The sequence below is a fragment of the Metabacillus sp. B2-18 genome, assembly GCF_021117275.1.
Taxonomy (GTDB): Bacteria; Bacillota; Bacilli; order Bacillales; family Bacillaceae; genus Metabacillus.
Map to the genome: position 1 here is coordinate 973,849 of NZ_CP088245.1, position 24,010 is coordinate 997,858.

A 24,010-nucleotide genomic window follows, 5' to 3' on the forward strand; every position below is an offset into this window, starting at 1 on the left:
ACTAACCTCCAATGTTAATGTTCATCAGGTGTACGATCAAACATCCCTTTTCGATTGGTTTCAACAGGGAATAGATTCATGTTTCCAACCATAATTGTGTTTTTGGCGGATAGCTGATCTAATTTATATTGTTCTTGTAGATCATGAGGATGAAACCATTTTTTCTCGACCATAAGCTCAGTAATTTCTTGATGCATGGTGATGCTCTGCATTAATTGCTTACGCAGCATGGCTCTTAAGTCAGGTGATGCGGTTTCAGTTAATGCCGTAGCTGTATTTCGTACCGCATCTTTTGCTCGCATAAGAAAATCCATGGCAAACGTGGTATCTGCTAACTCAGGAACATGTAAGGAATTAATTGGATCTAAATGATCGTTATTCAATGCTACTACCTTCCTTTCAATTGATTATTGGTGTTGGACGGCTTTCAGGTACTGGCGCTTCAAAAGGAGCACGTTGATAAATCGCTTGTAACTCGGTTAATGCCTGAATCGATTGATCAACATCTTTTTGCATTAAATTTTTTAGATCTTGATCAAAAACTAGTCCTTGCATAAGCTTTGATTTAGCCACACATAAAGTTTTGAAGTTTATCATTTCATGTAAGTCTATAGATTCATGAGCTGCTAATTTTTGTGAATCCATTATTTGTTAACCTCCCTATTTTGATACGCTTCAGTATTTTCCCCGAATTATGGTCATTCATAATTTGTAAAAAATGACTGCGATTTGATTTCTCAGTTAGTGAACATACAGAAAAAGTTGGAAAACTTCGAATCATATAAGGAGGTACTACGTACGTCTACGTTGAAGTAAGACCTATGGATGAATAAGGAGGAAAGATGATGTTGGATTTTGATATGAATATAGATCAATTCGCCAAAATTAAAGTGATCGGTGTTGGCGGAGGTGGTAATAATGCGGTTAACCGAATGATAGAAGATGGAGTTGAGGGTGTTGAATTTATTGCAGCAAACACAGATGCACAGGCTTTAAATCAATCAAAAGCTGAAATTCGGATGCAAATCGGTGCATCATTAACAAGAGGTTTAGGAGCAGGGGCAAATCCTGAAATTGGTCGAAAAGCAGTGGAAGAAAGTAAAGAGCAGCTTAAAGAAGTATTACAAGGAGCAGATATGGTCTTCGTTACAGCTGGAATGGGTGGTGGAACAGGAACAGGGGCAGCACCTGCTATAGCGGAAATTGCCCGTAATCTTGGTGCTCTAACAATTGGAGTTGTCACACGTCCTTTTAAATTTGAAGGCTCAAAGCGTTCAAAAAATGCTGCAAGCGGTATTGAGGCCATGAAGGAATCAGTTGATACCTTAATTATTATTCCAAATGATCGCTTATTAGAAATTGTTGATAAAAAAACAAATATAATGGATGCTTTCCGTGAAGCAGACAGTGTTCTTCGTCAAGGGGTGCAGGGGATTTCTGACTTAATTGCTGTACCAGGTTTAATTAACCTTGACTTTGCTGATGTGAAAACAGTTATGTCTCATAAAGGAACAGCACTAATGGGCATTGGAATTGCGAAGGGAGAAGACCGGGCTGCGGTCGCTGCACAAAAAGCCATCAATAGTCCGTTACTTGAAACGTCCATTAATGGTGCTCAAGGTGTAATCATGAACATCACTGGTGGTACAAACCTAAGTCTTTTCGAAGTTCAAGAAGCAGCTGATATGGTATCTAATGCATCTCATGAGGATTTGAATATGATCTTTGGTTCAGTGATTAATGATCACTTAAAGGATGAAATTATCGTAACGGTCATTGCAACTGGTTTCATTGAGCAAGAGGAGGCACCACCATTGATCCAAACAAATTCACAGCCACAAAGAGAAAGAGTAGAAAATACGAATCAATATGAAAATCAGCGTATACAACGGGATGTTGGTTACCGTGAAGAACCGGTTCAAAATTTTAGTCGCCATAATGAACAACAGGAAGATTCACTGGATATCCCAACGTTTTTAAGAAATAGGCAAAATCGTAGATAAAACTGTGGAATGAGTACATAGATATAAACTGAGTATAGTAAGGGGAAAGAGATTGGGAACTATATAAAGTGTCCAATCTCTTTTTTTATTTTCTTTATGTAATCGGGCTTAATAAACCTTTCATATTTTTCATGCATGTACCCAAATGTTTCCTCATATATAAAAGGGAGCTACCGCTTTACACAATTTTACAAAAGGGGGAACAAGCGTGAAAAAAATGCGTAATAGCTTGTTGTTTGTTATGATGCTTGCTTTTATGATGGTGGTCGCTGCATGTAGCGGGGAAACAGAATCGGAGAGCTCTAGTGAAGAAAAAGAGGAAACAACAGAAAGCACATCAGAAGAAAAACAAGACTTAAGCTTACTTACTGGCGGAACTGGTGGTACATATTATCCGCTAGGCGGGCAAATTGGTAAGATCATGACAGACAATACAAACGCAAATATTACACCACAAACATCAGGTGCTTCTGCTGAAAACATGGAAACGTTAAGAGCTGGTGAGGCTGAACTAGCATTTACACAAACAGATATCGCGGCATATGCGCTTGAAGGAAAAGAAATGTTTGAAGGAAATGCAATTGATACTATTCAAGCAATTGGATCACTTTATCCGGAAACCATTCAACTAGTCACGACCAAGGATAGTGGAATACAATCAGTAGAAGACCTTAAGGGGAAAGCTGTTTCTGTTGGAGCTCCGGGTTCAGGTGCTTATATTAACGCTATGCAAGTTTTAGAGGTTCATGGTTTAACAGCAGAAGATATTAAACCGCAAAATCTATCATTTGATGAGTCAACGGATGGTATCCAGGCTGGAACAATTGATGCTGCGTTCATTACTGCTGGAACACCAACAGGAGCTGTTGAAGCACTATCAGCTCAAGCAGACATTGTCATTGTTCCAATTGCAGACGACAAAGTTCAAGAGCTAATGGATCAATTTCCATACTACTCAAAAGACACAGTTGCAGCTGGAACATATAATATTGAAGAAGATGTAAACACAGTAGCAGTAAAAGCAATGCTTGTCGTCACAAAGGATCTAGACGAAGAATTAGTCTATGAAATGACAAAAGCATTGTTTGAAAATACAGATTCAATAACACATGCAAAAGGTGAATTCATCACACCTGAATCAGCACTTGAAGGTGTGGGAAATTTAGAATTCCATCCAGGTGCAGCTAAGTATTTTAAAGAAAAGGGCCTTCAATAAGAATAGGATAGTAGGGAAATAAGAGAAGAATGCTGTCTAAATGGGGCAAGAATGTAGGGATTAATGCCCCTTTTGACAGCATTCAAATATTTTCTGGGAAATAAGTCGAATAGTGAAGTTGGACGAGATGTATTGACTTGAATAGTTCTTCAGAATATAATAGAATATGTAGCTTTAAGAGCTATTATACAACTAAATAACGATCCGATAGTTCAGTGGGAGAACACTACCTTGACAGGGTAGGGGTCGGGGGTTCGAATCCCTCTCGGATCATCAGATGTGAGCTTCAGTTCCTTGGTTTAAAGGGTGGAGCTTCTTTGTTTTTTTCCTAAGTAGAGAACCCCTATGAAAATTAAAGATTAGGAATGTTATTCAATGCTATACCTTATTTCGCGAGTAGTAGACAATATATGTGTAGTGAAAAATGATGAGTAATCAGTGGGAAATAAAATAGTAGCAATGAAATCTTCGCCAAATTTAAGCAATTGCAATCTTTCCTACACCAAAAAGTTAATAAATACTATACATTAACATCAAATGCCCATCTATGATAACTCGTACTTATTATTGAAAATTCTTCTTATAACAGACATTGTAAATCTAACCATTAAAAAGGAAAATGAGAGAGAATAAAAAGTGGTTTTCCAGTTCCATCCATTTTTATATTTAACAAGTTGTGTATTTTTTTCTAGCCATAGCTCGGCAATAGTCATTGGTACACTGAAAAACAGAACTTTTATAAGGCACTTAATAAGGCGAGAATCTTTAGTATGTTGATTATAAAAGACACAAGTAATTGGGAAAAGTAAGTAATCGAACAACACACTTGTTTTAACTTGTTTTGGAAATCGGGTCGGATATTGAACATAGCCTTTATTTACAACCAGATTATCGACCAATGATGCATAGTAACTTTTTATAAAGAAAGTAAGGAGCCAGTCCTTTGCAAGTGGTTTTTTTATTAAATATATAAAAGAGCTAATACCAAAAAAATAAAGGAATTTTATAAGATTTATTTCAAATTTTTGACCCATTGTCTAGCACCTCCACAAAGATAGGTTATCCTTCATGCAGGGGGTTATACAAAGGACATTGCAAAATTAGATAAGTCCGTAATGTATAAACAAGGCTCTATTCTGATCAATTATATTGTGAACCGTTTCACTTAATCTATTGGGAGCTTATGTTGAAGTGACGCCAGTTTTTTAAGTGGATCTCAGGTATTATACTTACATCTGTTCCTGACCATCTAGTATTCTGTAGGAAACCAAGGCTTTTTGAATAAGCCTTGGTTCTTCTTTATAAGGACTACCCCCCTGTGTTACTCTTATCTAAATCAATGAATTGTTTCATCCAAATTTCCCCATAAATTCATCAATTCTAGAACATATTTATATTTTAATTGACCACTAAAACTTGTTCTGGTTAATATAATTATAATTTCCCACTGAATGGAGGGTAAAAGATTGAGGTTATTATTAATTGAAGATGAGCCAGATTCCTTAATAGGTATGAAAATGGCTATTGATTCTCTATATAATGTTGAAGTAGAATTGCTTACCTCAAATAATGCGGAAGATGCAAGAGAGGTAATCTTTAAACACTATCCTGAATTAATTATTACTGATATTATGCTTCCTGGTATATCTGGTCTTGATTTAGTTGAAGAAGTTGTAAATAATGACTACCAACCAAAGGTTATAGTTGTAAGCGGTTTCGATGATTTTGATTATGCAAGGAGAAGTATACGCTTTGGTGCGGTTGATTATTTATTGAAACCATATAGCACAGAGGAGTTTATAGAAAAGGTAAACAGGACTCTTTCAATGATAAAAGAGGAAAAAGAACAACTTCAGTATACTGAGCAGCAGAAATCATTTGCAGAGATTGGAACACGTTCCATGAGGGACAACTATTTAATCGAGTTTTGTTTAAAAAGAACACCTCTTGAAGAACATCTCTATCATAGACTGTGTTTATGGGATATTGATTGGTTAGCGAATAAATCCTTTTCACTCCTTATTTTTGATGTAAAGGGCTATCCTGACGGAAAACCTTTTACAGAAGAAAATCAATTAAAGACTTTTGTTATAGGAAATATTATGCAGGATGTTATCCGAGATCAAATGCACTCACTCCTTTTTAAAGATCCTAAAAATCGATGTGTATTATTAACCACTATTGACGATACCGAGGAAATGGCTAGATCCATTCAAAAAAAGTTAAAGGAATATCAAAAAATCGAGTTAGCAATAGGCATTAGCACAAAGGTATCATCATTTGAGGAAATGCATGCAGCTTACAGCTCTACACTAAAAGAATTTCAAATAAGCTCTCTAACAAATCGCGAGGAATATGTAAAATCTGATCATCTAATGTCTACAGACCTTACCACTGCTAACCATTTAGCATCTTTAGTTATAAATAAGGATGAAGAAAGCATTCGTCAGGTGGTAAAAGTTTTTTTTCAACAGGTCATATTACTCGATGGACTTGAATCAAGAGACGATATCACGCGAAAAACATTAAACTACTTGTCACAAATCCTTGCAAGTATAAGTGAACAAACCTCAAAGGAACTTAAAGAAATCCCAATGAGTGTATGGGAAAAGGTGGATGAATGCACTACATTAGAAGAATATGAAAAGGTCTTATCTGAGTATTTAACGAGTGTTAGTTATGAGGTTTCAACACATGCTACCAATTCAATCATTGAAAGAGCCATTCAAATAATTCATTCTAGTTACATGGAGGATTTGAGCTTACAAATGATCGCAGACGAGCTATCCTTACATCCAGTCTGGCTAAGTCAGTTGTTTAAAAAAGAAACTGGACAAACATATATGGATTTTTTAACAGAGACGCGGATTAAAAAAGCGAAAACACTTCTAAGAGAAACAAGCATGAAAGTGTATGAGATAGCGGAAGCTGTAGGTTATCAAAATTTACAGCATTTCGGTACTATTTTTAAAAAAAGAACAAGTCAAACACCCAAAGAGTATAGGTACGGAAAATGAAAGTTAGAAAGGTAAGAATAGAAGATAATTTATTTAACAAAATGTTTGTCTTTATTACCTTATCCATTATTATTCCATTAGCATTATTAGGTTATTTATCATATGATCGATCTAAGTCTCAGTTAGAAAAGGTTACCTCTCAGCTTCTTCAAGACAATTTAGAATTGAATAAAAAGCAGGTTAATCGTTTATTAAAAGATGCAGAAAATGAATCAGAAAAAATGGTGACATCTATACAGTTACAAAAGCTCTTGCAAAGTCATCCGCCAACATCTTATGAAGAAGAAAAGGCTTTTATCAATCGGATCAGTCAACTTATTGCCCAATTAAAAGGGACGTACGGAGTATATGTCTTTCCAAAACAAATGAAATATTACCCGAATTATTTGGAGCTAATTAATGGGAGTGATTTTAAGCCAAGCACTGAATTGATGTTAAAAGCCTTTAATTTGAAAGAAAAAGGGGTTTGGTACCATTATTGGGATGAAACTTCAAAGAAGCCAGTTTTAACTTATATAAGAGCGGTTCGTTCATCCTATTATTACGAACCACTAGGTGTTATTGTTCTTAAGATTCCTGATTCACTTGTACGAGAGGAATTATCCTTCCCTTCTTCTTTTAAAAACTACAAAACAATGATTGTTGATCAAGATAAGAACATTATTTCAAGTGAAAACTCTTTGCTTTATAATGAAAAATTTATACCAGAAGGGGATTGGAATACAGCTGAAACTCAATTAAATGATCAGGGATGGAATTTAATTACTGCTCTGCCAAACAAAGAAGTGACAGGCAATATTGAACAAATAAAAAATTTTACTATGTGGATTGTCATAATCAGTATAGTGGTTGTTACGATCTATCTTGCTATTATTGTTCGTAATTTTACGATACCAATTAAAGCACTCGTCACACATATGGAAAAAGTTCGAAGTGGAGTATTAAAGCATTTCCATATGGACAGGTCTAAAAAAGATGAGATTGGGCAACTAGTTGGTGGGTTTAACCAAATGATTACAGGAATGTCTGAACTTATTGAACAAACAAAAAAGATGGAATCAGACAAGCGAAAATTTGAGCTTCAGACATTAAATCATCAAATAAATCCACATTTTTTTTATAATACATTAGATGCGATTAAGTGGAGAGCAGAAAAGGTAGATGAAAAAAATATCGCTTTAATGGTAACGAAATTAGCCAACTTACTTCGATTCAGTTTAAATAATAATAACGAGTGGACAACGGTTGAAAGAGAAATTGAGCATGCTAAGAATTATTTAGACATAGAAAAGCTCAGAAGTAATCGTTTATTTAAAGTATTTGTTCAGGTAGATCCAACGATTTTGAAATTAGAGGTCATCAAGCTAATCCTTCAACCAATCGTAGAAAATTGCATCAAGCATGGAATTAGTAACTTGCCAGAAGGTAAGGGGAAAATTCTGTTAACCGTTAAACGCATTGAACAGGATATTATCTTTATTATTGAAGATAATGGTCCAGGGCTGAATAGTAACCTAGTGGATAAAGAAAGAAATTCAAATCATGTGCATCATGGAATTGGGTTGAAAAATGTTCATAAACGACTTCAACTTCATTTTGGAACTGAGTATGGAATAATAGTTGATGAAGATCATCATGAAGGCTTTAGAGTGATCTTGCGGCATCCGGTTCATGAGGAAGAATAATGAGCTAAAAGGGGGGGAGATAATTGACTAAGCACTATACTCTCTTGATTTTTATTATTGTGAGTTCTATTATTTTAACGGCTTGCAGTCAACAATTAAGAAAGCGAGAAGAGGCTAAAGAAGAAAATAAAGAAGTCGAAGTGAAAGAACAGATATCCTTAAATGGTGTTTTTCTTAATACGACATGGGGAGAGGTAACCCAAAAGTTAGCGGAAGAATATGAGAACGAAACAGGAGTATCTGTCAATATTGAGTTAGTAGGACGTGACATGATTTTTCAAAAATTAGCTCTTTCGATCGCTGGTAATGCTAATTATGACCTTTTTAATGTTGATTACAACTGGGTGCCTGAACTTGTCTCTACAAATAGCTTACTACCCTTAGAAACCTATATAGAAAAAAACATAGTAGATATGGAAGGTTTTTTGCCTAGAGCACTAGCTCTTACACAATGGAATGGAGAAAACGGTGGATATGGTGAGGGCGGCAATATATATGGATTGCCACAGACGATACACCCTCATATCCTTTGGTACCGATCTGATTTATTTGAGCATGAAAAACTGAAATCAGAGTTTAAAGCCATATACGGGTATGACTTATCTCCGCCCAAAAAAATGCAGCAATTTCGTGATATGGCTAAATTTTTTAATGGGAAAATGGTGAACGGGAAAAAAATTTATGGCTGGGCTGGACAAGCTAGTGAAGGATTCGGCAATGTGCATACATGGTTAACATTTGTCTACTCTAACGGCGGAGATGTTATTGATTGGAATAAGATGACATCATCATTATCAACTCCAGAAGTCATAGAGGCGACAAAGACGTGGATTGACCTACTCCAATTCTCTCCTCCAGGTATAAATGATTATACCTTTTCAGAAGTATCAGCTGATGCTGCAGAAGGAAATGTTGCAATGGCTATACACTGGTCTTGGGCCGCTGATAAGGTAGACGATCGGGCATATTCTAATACTGTTGGTCAATGGGAATTTGTCCAAACACCTGCAATGAAATCATCTGTCCCACACCTTGCTGGCTGGTCAATTGTTATTCCTAGAACGTCAAAGTATCCTGAAGAAGCGTTTAAATTTATGGTTTGGTTAGAAAGTAAACAAAATGATGTTAGACAAGCTCAGATGGGCGGGGGAGATCCAGTCCGACTCTCTTCCTATTTAGTCCCAACTCTTAAGCAGTTGAAAGTTGAGGGAACTGATGTTAACAAATTTCGCCGATACGAAGCAGTAAATGAAGCAATGAAGACAGCAAAAGCTCGTCCATTTTTCCCACAGGAAGAACAATGGGAAAGTGTTGTAACCGGTTATTTACACGATGCCCAGCTAGGGAAAATGTCAGTTGAAGAAGCATTAATGAAGGCTGATGAAGCTGTAAATAATTTGTTGAGATAATTTAAAATTTTCCTCGATCCTCAGATTTCTGAGGTTTTTTTGTTGTTGAAAACCTATAATTTCCAACAGAGAAAGCGTAATCACTCATCTCTACATCTACACTAAAAATGCATGGTGAAAAATTAAATTAACCATGTTTTTTCGATTTTCAATAACCGGTAAGATAAAACTAAGAAATAAACAAGCAATACATTTTATCTAAACGAAAATGATTGCGATTACAATTTTACATTAATAAGTTCATAGAAAAGAGAGTCTTAGATGGTTAGAATCGTAGATGTTGCAAAGAAGGCAAATGTTTCCACTGCTACAGTCTCTAGAGTCATAAGTAAGCCTGATACTGTAAGAGAGGAAACAATTAACAAAGTATTAAGAGCCATTAAAGAATTAAACTATCATCCAAATGTTTTAGCACGTCAGCTAAGGACTTCAGAAACTAAAACAGTGATTGTTGTGATTCCGGATATATCTAATCCTTTCTTTTCGAAGGTTCTACGAGGAATAGAAAATCTTGCATCAGCTAATGGATATCAAGTTTTACTTGGTGATGCTGGGAATGATAGTGAACAGGAAAGTCGGTATTTAGATATGCTCCGTCAAAAAAAAGCAGACGGAATGATCTTATTAACAGCAAAGATGAAAGCAGAGCTTGTCGAAGAAATGGCAAATGAATTTCCTGTAGTACTTGCCTGTGAATATATTGAAGGCTCTTCTATTCCAACCATTTCAATCGACAATGTTAGCAGTGCTAGAAAAGCAACAGAATATTTAATTCAGTTAGGACACCGAAGAATAGGAACTATTTCTGGGCCACTTGATAGTGTATTAGGACAGGATCGATTAAAGGGTTTTTACCAGGCGATGGCAAGGTATAGCTTATCAATAGATCCAGTACTAGTACAAGAAGGCCAATTTAATTATGAAAGCGGATTTAATTTAATGAAGAAGTTTTTAGCGCTCAATAGAATCCCAACCGGAGTATTTGCAGCGAATGATGAAATGGCTTTGGGTGCCATTAGAGCCATAAGAACAATGAACCTTAGAGTACCTGAAGACATCTCGGTTATTGGATTCGATGATATTCATTTTTCTTCTATTTTCGAGCCTGCTTTGACCACAATCTCACAACCAGCTTTTGAAATAGGGTCTAAAGCGATGGAACTATTAATTATGCTAATGGATAAAAAGAGAATCGAGAAAAATCAATATATTTTAGATGACAGTCTTGTCATAAGAGAATCGTGCTCAAAAATCAATAAATCATTACAAGATTAATGTAATCGGTTACAACTATCAGTTCACTCATAACTTTTAAACCTAGTAAACAGGGGTGAAAAGTTTATTTTAATAAAGAAAATGTAATGGATTACAAAATAAAGAAATTAGATTTTCATTCATTTTCTCTAAAAGTTAAGAAAGCGATAATTTATAGCTTTGTATTGCAGTTGATTTGTAAACGATTACAAATTCCTGCCAATTGAACTTTAAAGGAGGTGGTTGTAAACGTTAGTTAAACCATACAAAAGATTAAACTACATGAAAAACATGGGGGTTATGAAATGAAAAAGAATCTATTAATTTCCGTATTAATGCTACTCGTTTTTAGCGTAATAATCGGATGTGGAAATAAGGAAGAAGCACAGACAACAGAAGGAAGCACAGAAAAAAATGAAAATTACCTCTCTGAATCAGGGCCACTAACAATAAACCCTGAGATTCCAGATATAGAAGTTCTAGATAAAGGACCAAATGGAGAACAAGCAGTTTCTGCAAAGTCTTTACAGTTAACTGAAGAAGAGCTTCAAAAAATTAAGGATGGAAATTATAAAGCAGCCATTGTTATGCACTATTCAGGTACAGATTATATGAATGCGGCAGTTGGAGCGATGCAAGATACATTTGAAAAAATGGGAATTGAAGTTGTAGCTGTTACAGATGCACAATTTAAGGCTGAGAAACAGGTAAACGACATTGAAACGGTTTTAGCAAAAAAACCAGATATTATGATTTCGGTTCCGGTTGACGCAGTATCAACTGCACCAGCTTATAAAAAAGCAGTAGAACAAGGCGTTAAGCTAGTATTCATGGATGGAGCAGCAGAAGGTCTTGAAGCAGGTAAGGATTATATCAGTATTGTTTCCGGTGACAACTATGGAAACGGTGCTCTAGCAGCGGACATTATGGCAGAAAAAATTGGTGGCAAAGGGAAAGTAGGTATCGTTTATCACGATGTTAACTTCTTCGTAACCAAAAACCGCTCAGATGCTTTTGAAGCAACAATCAAAGAGAAATATCCTGACATTGAAATCGTAGCACAAGGTGGAATTACAGACCCGAATAAAGGAGAAGAAGTTGCTTCAGCAATGCTGACAAGAAACCCAGACATTGATGGTATTTTCGCTCCTTGGGATGTACCCGCAGAAGGTGTAATGGCAGCAGCTCGTACAGCCGGAAGAGATGACTTAGTTGTGACAACAGTTGATTTAGGTACAAATGTAGCGATTTCAATCGCATCTGATGGAATCGTTCAAGGACTAGGTGCTCAATTACCTTATGATCAAGGTGTAGCACAGGGCATTCTTTCAGGATATGCGATATTAGGTAAAGAAGCTCCTCCTTATGTTGCTTCTCCTGCCATTGAAGTAACAAAAGAAAATGTTCTTGATTCTTGGAAATTAATTTATGGGGTTGAAGCTCCTTCAACTGTTAAAGATGCATTGAAATAAGAGACTAGTAACAAGTGTATAGAGGCTATCAATTTCTTAAAGCCTCTATAACCAAAGGAAGGTGAACAAACAATGGATCAACCTATTCTTGAAATGAAGAATATAAATAAAGCGTTTAATGGTATTACGGTTCTAGACCAGGTTAACTTTTCAGTGAAAAAAGGAGAAGTACATGCCTTAATGGGTGGAAATGGTGCAGGAAAATCTACATTAATGAAAATTCTTACAGGCGTTTATACTGCAGACAGTGGAGACATTTTAATTGAAGGAAAACCTGTAAGCATTAAAAGCTTTGATGACGCAAAGGCAAATAAGATCTCAATGATCTTCCAAGAGTTTAGCTTAGTACCAACCCTTACAGTTGCCCAAAATATCTTTTTAACGAGAGAAGATAAGACATCACTTGGGCTTTTAAATGATAAAGAATGTGAAAAGAAAACAGAGGTTCTATTAAAGGAACTTGGGGTTGATATCAGCCCATCTGATGTTGTTCAAAATCTAGGAGTTGGCTATTGGCAAATGACTGAGATTGCAAAAGCACTATCTCAGGAAGCGAAAATATTGATAATGGATGAGCCAACCTCTTCGTTAACTCAAACGGAAACGGAAGTATTATTCAAGTTTATCAATCAATTAAAAGCAAAGGGTTATGCGATTATTTATATATCTCACAGAATGGATGAGATTTTCGAAATTTGTGATCGCATCACGATCTTGCGTGATGGTCAATATATTACAACCGAGGATTGTAGTGAAACTGATCTTGATACAGTTATTCAGCATATTGTAGGACAAGAATTTGACCAAGCCTTTGAATATCAAGAGAGGGAATACTCGAAAGAAGCACCGCCGATTTTTGAGGTAAAAAATGTAAGCGCTGGAGATAAGGTTCAAAATATTAATCTTAAAATACAACCTGGAGAAATAGTAGGAATTGCTGGATTGATGGGGAGTGGCCGAACGGAATTAGTTCGTTGCTTATTTGGAATTGACTCAATAGAAAGTGGTGAAATTTACGTTGATGGTCAAAAACGTTCAATTAATTCGGCTAAGGATGCAATAGACTCAGGGATTGCATTAATTCCCGAGGATCGACGTGTGCAAGGATTGGTTCTAGAACATAGTGTGAAAGACAATATGATTCTACCAATCTTATCTAAAGTGAATAAAGGATTGTTTATTGATAACAAAAAAGCAAATGAAATAAGCAATCAACTTGTCAAAAAGTTAAATGTTAAAACTGATGATATCTTTAAAAAATCAGGCCTATTGTCAGGTGGAAATCAGCAAAAAATTGTTCTTGCAAAATGGTTAGCAAATAACCCAACCGTTTTATTGCTTGATGAACCAACAATTGGTGTAGACATTGGAGCAAAAACAGAAATTATCGACATTATTAGAGAATTAGCTATTAGCGGCAAGGCCATACTTGTCATTTCATCAGAAATCCCTGAACTTCTTGCTATGAGTGATCGTGTTCTTGTGATGCATCAAGGCAAGATAAAAAAGGAACTACAACGAACTGAGATTAAATCAGAGGAGGATCTACAATATGCAATCCAAGGTTTCTAAAGTGGAAAAACCAGCATTACCTATGTTTAAGAAATTTGAATGGCGTAACTATATCGTCTATTTTGCCTTCGTAGGAGTGTTAATCTACTTTTCTATCAATTTATATGATGAAGGGTTTTTATCTTCAAGCAATCTATTAAACATTGTGAGACAAACAGCAACCATTTCTTTAATGGCACTTGCAATGACATTTGTTATCAGTACAGGTGAAATTGATCTTTCTGTTGGTTCGATAGCCGCTTTATCTTCATTAGTTGGAGCATTAGCACTACAGGCAGGCTACGGTATCATTGGCGGATTAATCGGTGGTGTTGGTACAGGTATTGTTGTTGGCCTAATTAACGGTTTACTCGTTACAAAAGTAGCAATTCCATCCTTCCTAGTAACACTAGGGACAATGGGAGCGATAAAAGGTGTTGCGATGTGGGTAACAGATACAGCTCCAGTTCCAATTGTTAACTCAAATTTCAACTTTATCTTTGGTTCTGGTGATATTGGGCCAATTCCGGTATTACTTTTATGGACGGTTGTCTTTACAATCATTGCTCATGTTTTACTACGTAAGACGTCTTTTGGAAGACAAGTATTAGCAACTGGTGGTAATGAAAGCGCTGCACGTTTCTCAGGTGTAAAGACGATGAAAATTAAGTTGCTCGTTTTCTTAGGAACAGGTGCAATGGCTGGTTTAGCGGGATTACTTTATGCAGGCCGTATGAACGCAGGAAGATTTTCATTCGGTGAAGGAGATGAGCTTTCTGTTATTGCTGCTGTCATTTTAGGTGGAACAAGTCTTTTTGGTGGAGTCGGGACAATTATTGGAACACTCGTAGGATCTTTAATGATTGGGACAATTAATAATGGACTTATCATTATGGGGCTGGATGTTAGTCAGCAAATGATTATAAAAGGAATCATCATCATTTTAGCTGTAGCTTTCGGTAAAAAAGCAATTAAGAGATAAATAGAGAAAAGGAATCATCAAGAAGAAATGACAGAGCAGGAGGATGAAACATGGATAAAATAAAGGTCGGGATTATTGGTACAGGTTTTATTGGGCCAACTCATATCGAAGCAATTAGAAGACTTGGATTTGTAGAAGTGGTTGCTTTAGCAGAAACAAGCCAGGAGCAAGCGGAAACAAAAGCTGCTGAACTTGGTATTCCACTTGCTTATGGAGATTACCGCGAAATGCTTAAAAATGATGAGATCGAGGTTGTGCATAACTGTACGCCAAATCATGTTCACTTTGCGATAAATAAGGACATCATTTTAGCCGGTAAACATGTGATATCTGAAAAGCCGTTAGCAATGAACAGTGAAGAGTCAGCAGAATTGTTGACTCTAGCTAAAACAAAAGATGTTGTTCATGGTGTGAATTTCAATTATAGACAGCATGCAAGTGTCCAAAATTTACATGCGATGATTTCAAGAGGAGATCTAGGAAAAGTCAACTTGGTGCATGGGAGCTATCTACAAGATTGGTTGTTATATGAAACGGATTTTAACTGGAGATTAGCCCCAGAGGTAGGGGGGAAATCCCGTGCTATTGCAGATATTGGCTCACATTGGTGTGATACGGTTCAATATGTAACAGGGAAAAAAATCGTAGAAGTTTTCGCTGATCTTGCCACGGTTATCCCTGTAAGAAAGAAAGCAATATCTGGCAGTAATACGTTCAGCGCGGTCAATCATGAGGAGCAGGAGTATGAGGATGTTGCCATCAATACAGAGGATTATGCATCAGTACTGGTTCGTTTTGAGGATGGCTCAAGAGGTGTTTTCACCGTTTCACAAGTAAGTGCAGGAAGAAAAAATAGACTGAGTTTTGAAATAGATGCTAGTAAGAGTTCAGTATTTTGGAATCAAGAGGAACCGGAGAAATTGTGGATTGGCCACCGCGATAAACCAAACGAAATTCTATTAGCAGATCCGAGCTTATTCTCGGCAGAAGCAAAATCGGCCATTCATCATCCGGGTGGACATAATGAAGGCTGGCCAGATGCATTAAAAAATATGATGCTAAATTTCTATACGTTTGTTAGAGAAGAAAAAAGTCTTAAAACAGATAAACCTAACTTTGCCACGTTTGAAGATGGTCACTTATCAATGTGTATTACTGATGCTATCTTAGAAAGTCACCAACAGCAGAAATGGGTGAAGGTCAAGCAAGAAAAGGAGGTCTATTCATGAAACTAGGTGTTTTTACACCACTTTATCAAAACCTCCCATTTGAAACGATGCTAGATAAAGTGAAGGAAATGGGATTAGAAACGGTTGAACTTGGGACAGGAAATTATCCTGGTAACCATCACTGTGATCCAGATGAATTACTTCAATCACCTGAAAAAGCAAAGGCGTTCATGAGAGCGATTGAAAGCAGAGGATTATCCATTAGTGGGCTTAGTTTCCATGGGAATCCTTTGCACCCTAATAAAAAGTTAGCAGATGATTCTCATGAGGTGTGGAGAAAAACAGTTCTTCTAGCTGAAAAATTAGAAATACCTGTTGTAAATGGATTCTCCGGATGTCCTGGAGATCATAATGAAGCAAAAAATCCAAACTGGGTAACATGCTCGTGGCCGCCAGAATTTACAGAAGTTTTAAATTGGCAGTGGAATGAAGTAGTGATTCCTTACTGGAAGGAAGAAGCGAAGTTTGCCAGATCACGTGGTATTCAAGTTGCGTTTGAAATGCATCCTGGATTTGTCGTTTATAACCCTGAAACATTGCTAAAGTTACGAGAACATGCAGGAGATAACATCGGAGCAAATTTTGATCCAAGTCATTTAGTTTGGCAAGGAATCGATCCAATTGCAGCGATTAAAAAGCTTGGACGTGAAAATGCGATCTTCCATTTCCATGCAAAGGACACCTATTTGGATAAAGAAAACATAAAAGTAAACGGTGTTTTAGATACGAAGCACTACAGTGAGATTTTAGACCGATCATGGACATTTCGATCAGTTGGATATGGACATGAAGAGAAATTATGGAAAGACATGATTAGTTCATTGCGAGCAGTTGGTTATGATTATGTGATCTCAATTGAACATGAAGATATGCTGGCTTCGACTGATGAAGGACTAAAAAAAGCAATCTCTCTATTAAAAGGAGCCATGTTTAAAGAAGAGCTAACTGAAATGTGGTGGGCTTAATAAAAGCAAACAATTCAACAATGGAGGCGAAACAACAATGTCAATGAAGGCTGTTTTTTTCCCAGGAGATAAAAAAGTAGAAATTCGTGAGGTAGACATTCCAACTCCTGGTCAGGGAGAAGTGTTAATTCAGTTAAAAGCATCCGCTATATGCCGTAGTGATATGAGCTTATACCATGGTACGTCTGTATTTGAAGGGACAAAAACAGGTTGTACGGTTCCAGGTCACGAGCCGGCAGGTGTGATTACAGGTGTAGGTCCAGGAGTGACAAAATTCCAAGATGGAGATCGCGTAGCTGTTTATTTAGCACTAGGCTGTGGTGAATGTGCACATTGTAAGAGTGGCTACAAAATGTTCTGTAAGGAATTTAAATGTATTGGCTTTGACTCTCATGGTGGTGACGCAGATTATATGGTAGTTCCAGCTGAAAATTGCATGAGATTACCTGATAGTATGAGTTTTGTTACAGCTGCTGTATCGACGGATGCAGTTGGTACTCTCTACCATGCTCAAAGAAGAATGAACATATCTGGAAAAGATACGCTCGTTATTTTTGGAATGGGTCCTATGGGTGGGGCTGGCGTTATGATTGCAAAAGGCTTAGGCGCAACTGTTATTGCCGTTGATATGCTTGATGAACGCCTAGAATTAGCAAAAGATCTAGCTGCTGATTACACAATTAATGGAAAAGAATTTAACGTACAAGAAGAGATTAATCGCATTACAAATGGAGCAGGTGCTGATGCAGCAATCGATTGCTCTGGAAGTCCTTATGCTGAAAATGATGCGCTAGATTGTGTGAAAGCTCATGGAAGAGTTGCGTTCATCGGTGAAAGCAAAGAAACAACCATTAAACCAAGTCAGCAATTAATTCGTAAACAAATTACTGTTATGGGCTCCTGGTATTTCCCGATTCAAGAATTTGATGAAATTACAGAATTTATTGTGAGAAAAAATCTACCTGTTGAAAAACTAGTTACACATACGTTCAAACTTGAAGAAGCAGCAGATGCATTCCGTATGTTCGATGAAAGAAAAACAGAAAAAGCTGTGTTTGTTTGGTGATAACAGAGAAGATAGTTACTTACTACGATTCTCAAAAAATAGGAGTTGATGTTGTATGTTAAAGGGCATTTCTTTCAATACATGGGTTTATAGCAGTTTTCCAGCTTGGGTACCTTCTTATCCTCTAGAGGAAGTAATTAACCGTTTATCATCATTTGGATACGATGCAATTGAAATTGGCTGCGCAAGTCCTCATGCTTGGCCAGATTATTTATCACCAGAGAGAAGACAAGAAATATTTAATCTATTAAAAGAAAAGAACTTAAAAGTTTCAGCTATGCTACCAGCTCCAGGTGGTGGTCCTGGTATGAATCCAAGCTCACCAATTAAAGAGGAAAGAGAATTTACGATTCAGCATTATAAAGATGTTGTTAGATTAGCACATGATTGGGAATGTCCAACTGTTATGTGGATTGCTGGATGGGTACCATTTGGAACATCACAGCAGGATGCTTGGAATTATAGCTTAGAAGGTTTAAGAGAAGTTGCAAATTATGCAAAAGATTTTGGCATCACGTTAGTTGTTGAACCTACTCCTGCTGATAGTAATTTAATAGAAACTGCTGATGATGCACTTCTTTTAGCCGAGGAATCAGAAATGGATAATGTGAAAGTAATGTTTGATACATTCCATGCACTTTATCGAAATGAAGTACCTAGTGATTATGTTTATCGCATGAAGGAAAAATTACACCATGTTCATATTTCGGATAATGATCGCCTTCCTCCAGGAGAAGGAAGATGTGACTTCGATGCGGTGTTAAAAGCTTTAAAGGACATTAATTATGATGGATATCTTTCAATGGAAGTTGGTTTCCATTCTAGACAATCAGAACCAGATTGGTACGCAAAAACATCAATTGAATTCTTAAAACAAAAGATATCTGAAATCTACTAAGAACTAAGGTGTGGATTCTATAATGGTTAGAATCCACCGTAAGTCTACAGTTTCATTTCTTGGCCGGGAGTATTGTTCAATATCATCATTTGAATTAGGAGGAACATAATGAAGTTAGGTTATCAAACGAACACTTGGGGAGGCGTAGTTGGCCATCCTGCAGGTGTAACGTCAGTAAAAGATGCATACTATCTTGCAAATGGCTCAACGGAGGAAGCGTTGGAAGATATTGCTGCAGCAGGCTATCAGGGCTTTGAGCTTTTTGATGGAAATCTAATGCAATATAAAGGAAAAGAAGAAGAGTTTAAGAGACTCGTTGAAAAAAATTCGTTAGACTTTATCGGAGTTTATACTGGTGGGAACTTTATCTTTCCGGACATTTTAGAAGATGAATTAGTGAAAATTGAAGAAGTTGCTGCTCTAGCATCTACTCTAGGAGCAGAGCACCTAGTTGTTGGTGGAGGAGCCGTTCGAGCTAAAGGTATTTTAGAGAGCGATTACAAAGATTTAGGTGAAGCATTAGATAAAGTCAGTCATATTGCGGAAAAATATGGTCTCATTGCTAGCTACCATCCACACTTAGGTACTTGTGTTCAGTCACCGGAACAATTAGAAAAATTAATGCCTCTAACCATGATTAACTTATGCCCAGACACAGCTCATATTGAAGCGGGTGGAGGAGATCCAGTGGAGGTCATGAGAAAATACATCGATCGTATTAAATATGTTCATCTTAAAGATTATCAAAACGGAGAGTTTTTACCATTAGGGGATGGAGATCAAGTCTTTGATGCAATGCTTAAAGTATTAGACGAAGCTCAATATGATGGGTGGATAACAGTTGAACTTGATAGCTACCAAGATCCAAAGGTTGGTGCAGAAATTAGTCGTAAATATCTTTCAAAATATGAATCTTTGACATCAAATTAAAGATTGTCCAAAACAAGGGGGACTCGATATGAAAAAGTTACTTTCTATTTTATCTATGGTTTTGTTAGCAACAATGCTAGGTCTTGTAGGATGCAGTCAAGGAAGTTCTACTACCTCTGAAACAAGTGATCAAGATCAAGGTTCAGAAGAACAAGACACAACAGAAGCATATGGTCCTATCGTCATTAACCAGGAAATTCCTGATCAAGAAATCTTAAGTAAAGGGCCTGATGGAGAGTCGGCTGTCTCCGCAAAAACACTTGAGCTAACAGAAGAGGAAGTTCAAAAGATTAAAGATGGTAACTATAAGGCAGCTATTGTCATGCACTATGCTGGAAATGACTGGGCTACAGCACAAATTGAAGGGTTGAAAGCAACATTTTCCAAAATGGGAATTGAGATAGTAGCAGTAACAGACGCGCAATTTAAAGCAGAAAAACAAGTATCAGATATTGAAACAGTATTAGCTAAAGATCCAGATATCATCGTTGGGATCCCTGTTGACCCTGTGTCTACAGCATCGGCATTTAAGAAAGCGGCTGATGCGGGTGTCAAAGTAGTCTTTATGGATAATAAGCCAAATAATTTAGAAGCTGGTAAAGATTATGTCAGTGTTGTATCTGCTGATAACTATGGCAATGGAGTTCAAGCAGCTGAAATCATGGCAGAAGAATTAGGTGGAAAAGGAAATATCGGTGTTGTTTATCATGATGCAGATTATTTTGTTACAAAGCAACGTGTTGAAGCATTTGAGAAAACAATAACAGAAAAATATCCTGACATAAAGATCGTAGAGCGTGGAGGAATTGTGGCACCTAACGATGGAGAGAAGGTTGCTTCAGGTATGTTAACAAAAAATCCAGATCTTGATGGAATGTTCGTCGTTTGGGATGTTCCTGCTGAAGGGGCATTAGCAGCAGCACGTACCGCTGGAAGGAATGACCTAGTAATCACAACAATTGACTTAGGAACAACAGTTGCCATTGATATTGCATCAGATGGAATGATTAAAGGCTTAGGCGCACAACTTCCATATGATCAAGGAATCTCAGAAGCGATCTTAGCTGGATATGGTTTGCTTGGAAAAGAAGCACCTGCATATGTAGCAGTTCCCGCATTAAAAGTAACACCGGATAATGTATTAGATTCCTGGAAACTTGTATATTCAAAAGAAGCTCCAAATACGATTCAAGAAGCTGCAAAATAATAGAAGACTAAATAATTGGAGGGAATAAATATGAAAAAATTAAACGTAGGAATGATTGGCGGAGGATTTATGGGAAAGGCACATGCTCTTGCTTACGCGGGAATGCCAATGTTTTTTTGGCCGGCACCTGCTGTCCCGCATCGTCACACGCTTGTTGACGTGACAGATGAAATTGCAAAAGAAGCAGCAGCGAAATTAGGTTTTGATAACTACTCATCTAACTGGAGAGAGGTAGTTGAAAATCCAGAGATCGACATTATTGATATAGTGACACCAAATAATTCACATGCTGAAATTGCCATTGCTGCAGCAAAAGCTGGTAAACATGTAATCTGTGAAAAACCTTTAGCTAGAGATGCTGACGAAACAAAAACAATGTTAGATGCAGTAGAAGCAGCAGGTGTAAAGCATATGGTCGCTTTTAACTACAGAAGAACACCAGCTGTTGCACTTGCGAAAAAATATATTGAAGAAGGTAGAATTGGAAACATTTTAAACTTCCGTGGAACATATCTTCAAGATTGGTCTGCAGATCCTAACTCACCATTATCATGGCGCTTCCAAAAGGAAATTGCCGGATCAGGTGCACTAGGTGACATTGGTACACATGTTATTGATTTTGCCCGCTACTTAGTTGGGGAAATCACAGATGTCAATGCCGTATCAAAAACGTGGATCCCAGAAAGACCAGTTCAATCAGGCGGCGCAGACAAATTAGGTACAGTAAAAAGTGCAGGAGATGTTCCTAAAGGTAAAGTAGACGTAGATGATGAAATCACAACATTAGTCAAATTTGAAAATGGTGCAGTTGGAAGCATTGAAGCAACTCGTAATGCATGGGGACGCAATAACTTCCTAACATTTGAAATCCACGGTGATAAGGGTTCTATCTATTTTAACTATGAGCGTCGTGATGAGCTCCAAGTATGCTTCTCAGACGATCCAGGAGATGCAAAAGGGTTCAGAACAGTTTACACTGGACCAGCTCATCCATACGGTGAAGGCTTATGGCCAATTCCTGCATTAGGGATTGGTTACGGTGAAACAAAGATTATTGAAGCGTATGACTTTATTAAATCAATTGTGGATGATACAACAGTTTCTCCTAACTTTGACGATGGATATCGAATTGCTGTTATTAGTGATGCGATTCTTGAATCAGCTGAAAAAGGTCAGTGGGTGAATCTTGAAAAATCACCTGTAAAAACAAATTAAGTTTTTACATCGAAGACCGCCAGGGATTAATTTCTGGCGGTTTTTTTAATGCTATTTCTGGGCTTTATATTGTACTAAAATAAGGATTAGTTGAGGTTTATTATATGCAAAAGAGTGATATCATGGATGCCAAACTAGGTGGGTGCGGGGAATATTTCAAGTATTCTTACTCAATATAGGTCAAACTCTCTGCTAAAAAAGACATCCCATTTTTGGAATGCCTTTTTACTAGTTATTCTCATTCGTAGCAATATCCTTCACAACATCCTCTAGTGTTACGCTCCTCAACATCTTCTCCATAGCTAACTGAGCTGATGTGAACAATGGTTCGATTGTATTCTGAATGTTCCTACCTACAGGACATTTTGGATTTGGGTTTTCATGGATGCTAAATAGCTCTTTTTCCTGTACTACATTCACTGCTTTATAAACGTCAAACAGTGTAATATCATATAATTCTTTTGAGAGTTTAGCCCCTGCAATACCTGGTTTTACCTCGATTAAACCAGCGTTTTTTAACATTCCCATGAGTTTTCTGATCACTGCTGAGTTTGTGTTCACACTGGATGCTAAAAATTCAGAAGACGTTATCCCTTCTTTATTTAATTCAATTAAAGCTAATATATGAATGCCGACAGCGAATCTGCTGCTGATGGACATGTTCAGTCACCACCCTTGCGAACAAATCTGTTTACTAATTTTAAGTGTAATTAATTTGATTACAAGTTTATTATACCAAATTACGAAGAAAATAATATATGGAACCTTACCTGTTGACAAAATGATTACATGTAACTAAAATAAATACATGTAATCAAATTTGTTACAAGTGAGACCGAACTGGAGGAATATAAATGAAAATATTAGTTACAGGAGCTACTGGAAAATTAGGATCTAAGGTTGTGGAGACATTATTAACATCCATACCTGCGAGTGAGCTGGCGGTGAGTGTTCGAGATCCTGAGAAAGCAGAAGGACTTCGAGCTCGTGGAGTAGAGGTTCGAAAAGGTGATTTTGACCATCCAGAAACATTAGATGATGCTTTTAAAGGGATTGATCGTTTATTAATTATTTCTGCAGATGGTGATAATGATACAAGAATTCGTCAACATACAAATGCAGTGAAAGCAGCTGAACGTGCAGGGATAAAATTTATTGCATACACGAGTATCGCAAATGCAACAGAAAGCAAAAATTTAATGGCTCCACCTCATGTTGCGACAGAAGCAGCCATCATGAAGTCAGGTATTCCGTATTCTTTCTTGCGTAATAATTGGTATTTGGAAAACGAAATTGGTAGCATTCAAGGTGTTATGGCAGGAGCTCCATGGATAACTTCTGCTGGAGCTGGTAAAGTTGGTTGGGCACTACAACAAGATTATGCAGATGCAGCGGCAGCAGTTCTTTTAGGTGAAGGGAACGAAAATACAGTTTATGAACTTTCTGGCCCTCTTTTAACTCAAGAAGAATTAGTAAAAGCTATTGGTGCTGTATTAGGCAAAGAAATACCGGTACAACAAGTTGGTGACGAAGAATATGCCGAAATGATGAAAGGCTTAGGTTTACCTGAATTTGTCATTCCGATTGTAGTAGGAATTCAAGAAAGCATTCGAAATGGTTCACTTGAAATTGAAAGCAATGATTTTGAAAAAGTTCTTGGTCGCCCAATTACGCCAATCAAAGAGGCACTTACACAAATTGTAAATGAAAACGCTCAATCAAAATAAAATAGATAATTCCAAAAATTAATCATGTAGATAAACCGACCTTCGAACGAGAAAAGGTCGGTTTTTTAATTAAGGAGGTATAAAAAGTTGATACGGAGTTTTGTTGAATAACAACTACAACAAATTAGGGCTTACCTGGAAATATAAAAAATTTAACCGGTAAAACTAGTCAAACCTAATAATA

General features: G+C 36.9%; 21 protein-coding genes and 1 tRNA gene. 18 read left to right on the plus strand and 4 right to left on the minus strand.

The annotated features are described in order from the left end of the window. Positions 1 to 14: 14 nt before the first annotated feature. Together LPC09_RS05125 and LPC09_RS05130 are read right to left on the minus strand one after the other, a co-directional pair. Positions 15 to 383 (minus strand): spore coat protein, encoded by a 369-nt coding sequence (locus LPC09_RS05125; protein WP_231309167.1) that lies wholly within the window; start codon positions 381 to 383, stop codon positions 15 to 17. A 16-nt stretch (positions 384 to 399) separates the two neighbouring features. Beyond that, positions 400 to 645 carry a spore gernimation protein GerQ gene (locus LPC09_RS05130; RefSeq protein ID WP_098799231.1) on the minus strand — a complete coding sequence of 82 codons (246 nt, stop codon included), beginning with the start codon at positions 643 to 645 and terminating at the stop codon, positions 400 to 402. Between the two features lie 200 nt (positions 646 to 845). Here LPC09_RS05130 and ftsZ point away from each other — a divergent pair, with 200 nt between their 5' ends. The 3 genes from ftsZ (at position 846) to LPC09_RS05145 (ending at position 3,492) form a co-directional block, all read left to right on the plus strand. After that, a complete protein-coding gene (ftsZ, locus tag LPC09_RS05135; protein ID WP_098799232.1) occupies positions 846 to 2,003 on the plus strand; it encodes a cell division protein FtsZ in 1,158 nt (385 codons plus the stop codon). 208 nt (positions 2,004 to 2,211) lie between these two features. Next, positions 2,212 to 3,219 (plus strand): TAXI family TRAP transporter solute-binding subunit, encoded by a 1,008-nt coding sequence (locus LPC09_RS05140; protein WP_098799233.1) that lies wholly within the window; start codon positions 2,212 to 2,214, stop codon positions 3,217 to 3,219. Positions 3,220 to 3,420: 201 nt separating this feature from the next. Continuing rightward, positions 3,421 to 3,492, plus strand: a tRNA-Val gene (locus LPC09_RS05145). A 272-nt stretch (positions 3,493 to 3,764) separates the two neighbouring features. Here the strand turns inward: LPC09_RS05145 and LPC09_RS05150 are convergent. Continuing rightward, a complete protein-coding gene (locus tag LPC09_RS05150) occupies positions 3,765 to 4,253 on the minus strand; it encodes a CBO0543 family protein (protein WP_176550990.1) in 489 nt (162 codons plus the stop codon). A gap of 432 nt (positions 4,254 to 4,685) precedes the next feature. Between LPC09_RS05150 and LPC09_RS05155 the strand changes: the two genes are divergently transcribed. The 14 genes from LPC09_RS05155 (at position 4,686) to LPC09_RS05220 (ending at position 22,099) form a co-directional block, all read left to right on the plus strand. Continuing rightward, the gene (locus LPC09_RS05155) at positions 4,686 to 6,236 is read left to right on the plus strand and encodes a response regulator (protein ID WP_231309168.1); all 1,551 of its coding nucleotides are present in this window, start codon (positions 4,686 to 4,688) and stop codon (positions 6,234 to 6,236) included. Beyond that, positions 6,233 to 7,921: a cache domain-containing sensor histidine kinase gene (locus LPC09_RS05160; protein ID WP_098795779.1), complete on the plus strand. Its 1,689-nt coding sequence runs from the start codon at positions 6,233 to 6,235 to the stop codon at positions 7,919 to 7,921. The genes LPC09_RS05155 and LPC09_RS05160 overlap by 4 nt, the downstream gene beginning before the upstream one ends. Before the next feature lie 23 nt (positions 7,922 to 7,944). After that, positions 7,945 to 9,330: an ABC transporter substrate-binding protein gene (locus LPC09_RS05165; protein ID WP_098795780.1), complete on the plus strand. Its 1,386-nt coding sequence runs from the start codon at positions 7,945 to 7,947 to the stop codon at positions 9,328 to 9,330. Positions 9,331 to 9,591: 261 nt separating this feature from the next. Beyond that, positions 9,592 to 10,605, plus strand: a complete 1,014-nt coding sequence (locus LPC09_RS05170) for a LacI family DNA-binding transcriptional regulator (protein ID WP_098795781.1) — start codon at positions 9,592 to 9,594, stop codon at positions 10,603 to 10,605. 284 nt (positions 10,606 to 10,889) lie between these two features. Further along, positions 10,890 to 12,056 carry a substrate-binding domain-containing protein gene (locus tag LPC09_RS05175; RefSeq protein WP_098795782.1) on the plus strand — a complete coding sequence of 389 codons (1,167 nt, stop codon included), beginning with the start codon at positions 10,890 to 10,892 and terminating at the stop codon, positions 12,054 to 12,056. A 72-nt stretch (positions 12,057 to 12,128) separates the two neighbouring features. Further along, positions 12,129 to 13,628, plus strand: a complete 1,500-nt coding sequence (locus tag LPC09_RS05180; protein ID WP_098795783.1) for a sugar ABC transporter ATP-binding protein — start codon at positions 12,129 to 12,131, stop codon at positions 13,626 to 13,628. Then, positions 13,609 to 14,589, plus strand: coding sequence for an ABC transporter permease (locus LPC09_RS05185; RefSeq protein WP_098795784.1), 981 nt, complete (start codon positions 13,609 to 13,611; stop codon positions 14,587 to 14,589). The genes LPC09_RS05180 and LPC09_RS05185 overlap by 20 nt, the downstream gene beginning before the upstream one ends. A 50-nt stretch (positions 14,590 to 14,639) precedes the next feature. Further along, positions 14,640 to 15,818, plus strand: a complete 1,179-nt coding sequence (locus tag LPC09_RS05190) for a Gfo/Idh/MocA family protein (RefSeq protein WP_098795785.1) — start codon at positions 14,640 to 14,642, stop codon at positions 15,816 to 15,818. Then, positions 15,815 to 16,783: a sugar phosphate isomerase/epimerase family protein gene (locus tag LPC09_RS05195; protein ID WP_098795786.1), complete on the plus strand. Its 969-nt coding sequence runs from the start codon at positions 15,815 to 15,817 to the stop codon at positions 16,781 to 16,783. Before LPC09_RS05190 ends, LPC09_RS05195 begins: the two co-directional genes overlap by 4 nt. 37 nt (positions 16,784 to 16,820) lie before the next feature. Next, the gene (locus tag LPC09_RS05200) at positions 16,821 to 17,849 is read left to right on the plus strand and encodes a zinc-dependent alcohol dehydrogenase family protein (protein WP_098795787.1); all 1,029 of its coding nucleotides are present in this window, start codon (positions 16,821 to 16,823) and stop codon (positions 17,847 to 17,849) included. A gap of 55 nt (positions 17,850 to 17,904) precedes the next feature. Next, on the plus strand, positions 17,905 to 18,747 hold the full coding sequence (locus tag LPC09_RS05205; protein ID WP_098795788.1) for a sugar phosphate isomerase/epimerase family protein: 843 nt from the start codon (positions 17,905 to 17,907) through the stop codon (positions 18,745 to 18,747). A gap of 108 nt (positions 18,748 to 18,855) precedes the next feature. Further along, positions 18,856 to 19,677, plus strand: coding sequence for a sugar phosphate isomerase/epimerase family protein (locus LPC09_RS05210; RefSeq protein WP_098795789.1), 822 nt, complete (start codon positions 18,856 to 18,858; stop codon positions 19,675 to 19,677). A gap of 28 nt (positions 19,678 to 19,705) precedes the next feature. Then, positions 19,706 to 20,884 carry a substrate-binding domain-containing protein gene (locus LPC09_RS05215; protein WP_098795790.1) on the plus strand — a complete coding sequence of 393 codons (1,179 nt, stop codon included), beginning with the start codon at positions 19,706 to 19,708 and terminating at the stop codon, positions 20,882 to 20,884. A gap of 30 nt (positions 20,885 to 20,914) precedes the next feature. Next, complete coding sequence (locus LPC09_RS05220) at positions 20,915 to 22,099, plus strand: levoglucosan dehydrogenase (protein ID WP_098795791.1); 1,185 nt, start codon at positions 20,915 to 20,917, stop codon at positions 22,097 to 22,099. A 228-nt stretch (positions 22,100 to 22,327) separates the two neighbouring features. Here LPC09_RS05220 and LPC09_RS05225 read toward each other — a convergent pair whose 3' ends face one another. Further along, positions 22,328 to 22,759 carry an Rrf2 family transcriptional regulator gene (locus LPC09_RS05225; protein ID WP_231309169.1) on the minus strand — a complete coding sequence of 144 codons (432 nt, stop codon included), beginning with the start codon at positions 22,757 to 22,759 and terminating at the stop codon, positions 22,328 to 22,330. A 194-nt stretch (positions 22,760 to 22,953) separates the two neighbouring features. On the opposite strand from LPC09_RS05225, the gene LPC09_RS05230 reads away from it, so the two are divergent. Further along, the gene (locus tag LPC09_RS05230; RefSeq protein ID WP_098795793.1) at positions 22,954 to 23,826 is read left to right on the plus strand and encodes an SDR family oxidoreductase; all 873 of its coding nucleotides are present in this window, start codon (positions 22,954 to 22,956) and stop codon (positions 23,824 to 23,826) included. The last annotated feature ends 184 nt before the right edge of the window (positions 23,827 to 24,010 follow it).